The sequence below is a fragment of the Arthrobacter sp. SPT-J7 genome (genome assembly GCF_059089965.1).
In genome coordinates this window covers 1-4528 of record NZ_JBNHFF010000252.1, presented here as the reverse complement: position 1 = coordinate 4528, position 4528 = coordinate 1, and the positions used below count along the sequence as shown (strand labels likewise).

5 protein-coding genes are annotated in these 4528 nt (G+C 63.1%); all 5 read right to left on the bottom strand.

What is annotated here, in order from left to right; translation table 11 throughout:
• Positions 1-21 precede the first annotated feature (21 nt).
• Positions 22-510: a hypothetical protein gene (locus AC5RWX_RS30680; protein WP_494099980.1), complete on the bottom strand. Its 489-nt coding sequence runs from the start codon at positions 508-510 to the stop codon at positions 22-24.
• Between the two features lie 5 nt (positions 511-515).
• Positions 516-1997: a mannitol dehydrogenase family protein gene (locus AC5RWX_RS30675; RefSeq protein ID WP_494099979.1), complete on the bottom strand. Its 1482-nt coding sequence runs from the start codon at positions 1995-1997 to the stop codon at positions 516-518.
• 3 nt (positions 1998-2000) lie between these two features.
• Positions 2001-2999 carry a carbohydrate kinase family protein gene (locus AC5RWX_RS30670; protein WP_494099978.1) on the bottom strand — a complete coding sequence of 333 codons (999 nt, stop codon included), beginning with the start codon at positions 2997-2999 and terminating at the stop codon, positions 2001-2003.
• 31 nt (positions 3000-3030) lie between these two features.
• Positions 3031-3636, bottom strand: coding sequence for a nucleoside/nucleotide kinase family protein (locus tag AC5RWX_RS30665; protein WP_494099977.1), 606 nt, complete (start codon positions 3634-3636; stop codon positions 3031-3033).
• Positions 3637-3698: 62 nt separating this feature from the next.
• Positions 3699-4528, bottom strand: an 830-nt coding sequence (locus tag AC5RWX_RS30660) for an NAD(P)-dependent alcohol dehydrogenase (protein WP_494099976.1), incomplete at its 5' end; no start/stop codon positions are given.

Genomic DNA, 4528 nt, shown 5'->3' with positions numbered 1-4528 from the left:
GCACATCTTGTTCTCTAGGCGTCAGATTTTAGTGAGCAGAACGGCATAAAATACGTAAGTTCCGCGGCCGATTGTTAGGGTTGCTTCTGCGGCCAAAAGCAAGAAGGGGGAACCGGCAGGATCAATGCGTCCGGCATAGAGATCCAAGCTGAGGGCTACTGCTGTCGCGGTTGGCAGGATCCGCAGGGCCCGGGAGTAGGTCCTCCCCTGGCGTTCGACGTCGCTGCGCCAGTCACTGAAGAGACTGGCTATGGGCAGCGCTCCTGTGCGGATCGCGTACGCCAACGCGTCCTTGTGTTCCTCCGGCACAGTATCTTTCGTTCTGTCGGGCTGCAGCGGGGAAAGCGCCAGCGCGAGGCCTGTAATCAAAAGAAGTATCGCTGAGGGCAGGTGATCCGTGTAGGTGGTGCCTGGGTGAAGGTCCAGGAGCAACGCCAGGATGCAGGGCAGGATCAGCACTGAACCTGCGGCGAGAAGCCACGGCAACGCGGTTCTTCGGTGGTTGACCATGGCATCTACTCGGACGGCAGCGTCAGATGTTTCAAAGCAGTCCGGGCGCCTCCGGAGTGGAGGTCCCGGAGGGCCTGTGTGTATACCGCTGCGAAGCGTTCGTTGGTGTTCAGGTCACCAAAGATGTCTTCGTTGGAGACAAAGGCCAGGGGGTTGTCGTGCTGCAGCGCAGCTGCTGCCATCAGTGGTTCTTTGAGCCTGTCGACGACGTCGATGGGTTTCCCTTGCTCGTCGATGCCTTCGGCGTAGCGTGCCCAGCTGGCAACAATTGCCGCCGAGCGGTGGATTTCTCCGCCTTGTTCAAGGTTTTCTCTGATGACTGGCAGGAGCCACTTGGGGATCCTGTCGGAACTTTCTGCGCAGAGCCGCGCCAGGGTGTCCCGGACGTACTCGTTGGAGAACCGTTCTATGAGGGTTCGTTTGTAGTCTCCGAGGTTTATGCCGGGTACTGGCCGGAGAGTGGGGGTTGCTTCCTTGTCCATGTAATCCAGGAGGAATTGGGCAAAGACTGGGTCCTGTGCTGCTTCGTGGGCGTAGCGGTAGCCGGCGAGGTAGCCGAAATAGCACATGCCTTGGTGGCTGGCGTTGAGGAGCCGCAGCTTCATTAGTTCGTAAGGTTCAACGTCTTCGACGAGCTGGACGCCCGCGTGTTCGAAGGGCGGCCGGCCCATGCTGAAATGGTCTTCGAGGACCCACTGCTCGAACGGCTCGCAGACGACGGGCCAGGCATCGCTGGTCCCGAATTCGTCCGCTATGGCACTTCGGTCGGCATCGGTCGTGGCGGGAGTGATGCGGTCGACCATGCTGTTGGGGAAGGGGACGTGTTCAGTGATCCATCGTCCCAGTTCGGGGTCTTTGAGGTGCGCGTACGCGGCGAACATTTTGCGGGCGACGTCGCCGTTTCCCTGGATGTTGTCGCAAGACATTACGGTGAAGGGGGCCAGTCCCCGTGCGCGGCGTCGGGCGAGAGCTTCGGTGACCAGGCCGAAGGTTGTCTTTGGTACGGCGCCGGGTGTCAGGTCGTGCATGACATCAGGATTGGCTGCGTTGAATTCGCCGGTGAGGTGGTGGAAGTTGTAACCTCCCTCGGTGATGGTAAGAGAGACGATGCGGATGTCCTCGGACGCCATCTTCTCGATGACGGCTTCAGGGTCCTCAGGTGCGAAGAGGTAGTCGATGATCGAGCCGATTACTCGGCTTTCCCTGCTGCCGTCGGGGTTTTTGACCGTGAGGGTGTAGAGGCAGTCTTGGTCGTCCATCACCTGTTTCATGTGCGCGTCGGTGGGCAGCACGCCCACCCCAACGATTGCCCAGTCTAGGGCGAGCCCTGCGTTCATCAGGCGGTCCAGGTACATGGCCTGGTGCGCACGGTGGAAACCTCCAACACCAAAGTGCACAATGCCTGGCGTCAGGCCGGAGCGGTCATAAGACGGTTTCACCAGTGGAGACGGGAGGGTTGAAAGCGTCATATTGTTCAGGGCCGGCATGCGTCACGCTCCTTTGACCAGTGCTGTTGCGGACAGGTGTCCTAGTTCGGCCGTATGGGGCGGGTTCGCTCCCGGCCGTGAGCAGGTGATCGCGGCTGCCCGGTTGGCGTAGCCGGCAAGGGCATGCACGTCAGCCGACGTCAGTGCGCGCAGCCTTGGCCGGCCAGCGGAGCCCAGTGCTTCAAGTTGGGCCAGCCCGGCTATCAGAGCTGCCATGAAGGAGTCTCCGGCGCCGACCGTATCGGCCACTGCAATGGATTCCGCCGCCATTTCCACCCGTCCTTGCTTCGTGAGGATGACGGGGCCTGCTGCGCCCCGGGTCAAGGCCACGAGGGATGGTCCGAGTTCCAGCCAGGCTCCCAGACTTTCCTCCGGGGTGCGGTACGGGTAGAGCCAGGTCAGGTCCTCGTCGCTGGCCTTGACGATGTCGCTGGACGCAACGAAAAGTTCGGCCTGGCTTCGTGCCGCTGCCACGTCCGGGCTGATTCCAGGGCGGCAGTTGGGGTCGTAACTGGTTGTGGCGGTCTCCTTGGCGGCATCCAGGAGGGTAAGAATGGTTTGATCGCCCGGGGAAAGAACAGAGGCAATGGATCCCGTGTGCACGTGGGCTGAGGTTTGGACTGCAGCAAGCGCAGCCAGCGATGCCCCGTTGAGGTCCCAACTGATGTCGAACGTGTACGTGGCGGCGCCGTCGGGGCCGAGCCTTGCAGTCGCCGTCGAAGTGGGGGCGCTTCCTCCCCTGATGACGGACACGCCGTTGGACTGCAGGTGCCGGTCGATCAGAACCCCGTTCGAGTCGTCGGCATAATGCGTCACCAGACTCGTGGCCAACCCAAGCCGGGCGCTCCCCACGGCCACATTCATTGGGCTCCCGCCAGCGTGCGCGTCCGCCGGGCCGGCAGTGCGGGGGTCGACGATGATGTCCACGAGGGATTCACCGATCACGGTTAAAGCCACGTCTTGGGTGGGCAGGGGTTCAGATGTCAGATCTTGGGTTCGCATAACAGCTTCCTTGCCGTGGTCTTCTCCCTGGTCAGGACCAGGGAATGATTCTGTCCGCTTTGTGCCGGGTTGCGTGGACCAGCTCGGCGTTGAATTGGTCCGTACCGTGCGCCCACTTCTCAGCGTCCACACGGTCCATGCCGAAAAGCACGTGCCGTTCGGTAAGGCGCCCGCGGCGAAGAGCCTCCGGACTTTCGAGGTACCAGACCTCATCCAAATGCTCCCGGATCCCCTGCCACCCGTGACTGTCCGCCAGCAGGTAGTTTCCTTCAGAGATGACCAGGGGAAGATCCGCAGGGACCGCAATCGAGGCAGCGATTGGTTCATCCATGGACCGGTTGAAATCCGGAGCGTAAACCACCGGTTCAACCGGCCGCGCCAGGCGCTGAAGCAAGGACGCGTAACCTCCGACGTCGAAGGTCTCGATAGCACCCTTACGGTCCCGGAGCGGCCCACCGTCAATGACGGCATTGCTCAGATGAAAACCATCCATCGGGACGACAACCGCGACGTCTTTGCCGAACAGCTCCCCCAGCAGTGCAGCAAAGGTGGATTTTCCTGAGCCAGGTGCTCCGGTAATCCCAAGCACCGTCCGCGTTCCGGCCAAGAGGCGGCTGCGCAGTTCCGCAATGGCCACCTGTACCTGCGGTGCCCGGAAGGCTTGGCCCCCGGGCCGCACAGCGGCAGCGCCGGCCTCCATCAGCGGCCGGGGTAGACGACGGCTTTGAGCTGGCCCGGCTGCTTCCCGGCCTTGAGCGCCTCCTCGGATTCGGCGAGGGCGAATTTGCCGGTGACCAGGATGTCCAGGTCCACTTTCCCGTCGGCGAGAAGCTGGATGGCCAGCGGCCAGGTGTTGGTGTAGCGGAAGACGCCGGAGAGCCAAATCTCCCGGTTCTGGATGTAGGAGACGGGGAGTTCGACGTCATCCGCGCCGAGCCCCACGAGGATCACCCGGCCGGCCGGTGCAACGGCTTTGATTCCCGCGCGGACGGCCTGCGGTGCGCCGGAGGCGTCAATGAACGCGTCGACGTCGAGCCCTTCCACGCTGTCGGTCTTCGCGTTGAGCGCGTGCGTTGCGCCGTGTTCCAGGGCGAACGCGAGGCGGTCTTCGGCGATGTCGCTGATGTAGATTTCGGTGGCACCGAAGGCGCGGGCGGCCTGGGCGGCGATGATGCCGATGGGGCCTGCACCGGCGATCAGGACCCGGCTGCCGGGACGGATCCCCGCGCGTTCGCAGGCCCAGAGGCCGACGGATAGCGGTTCGATGAGGGCTGCGGCTTCGTCGCTGACGCTGTCCGGGATGTCATAGGCAAAATCGGACTGGATGGTCACGTATTCGGCAAAGGCGCCGTCGATCGGCGGGGTGGCGTAGAACTCGATGTCCGGGCAGAGGTTGTAGCGGCCGGCTTTGCACTGCTTGCACTTCCGGCAGGGGCGCTGGGGCTCGACGGCGACGCGCTGGCCGATGCGGGCCGGGTCGACGTCGCTGCCGACGGCGGCGATCCGGCCGGAGAGTTCGTGGCCCAGGA

What these genes read in the sequence shown, in the direction of transcription:
- AC5RWX_RS30670 (WP_494099978.1), bottom strand. Translation starts at nt 2,999, where the DNA reads ATGCGAACCCAAGATCTGACATCTGAACCCCTGCCCACCCAAGACGTG.
- AC5RWX_RS30680 (WP_494099980.1), bottom strand. Translation starts at nt 510, where the DNA reads ATGGTCAACCACCGAAGAACCGCGTTGCCGTGGCTTCTCGCCGCAGGT.
- AC5RWX_RS30675 (WP_494099979.1), bottom strand. Translation starts at nt 1,997, where the DNA reads ATGCCGGCCCTGAACAATATGACGCTTTCAACCCTCCCGTCTCCACTG.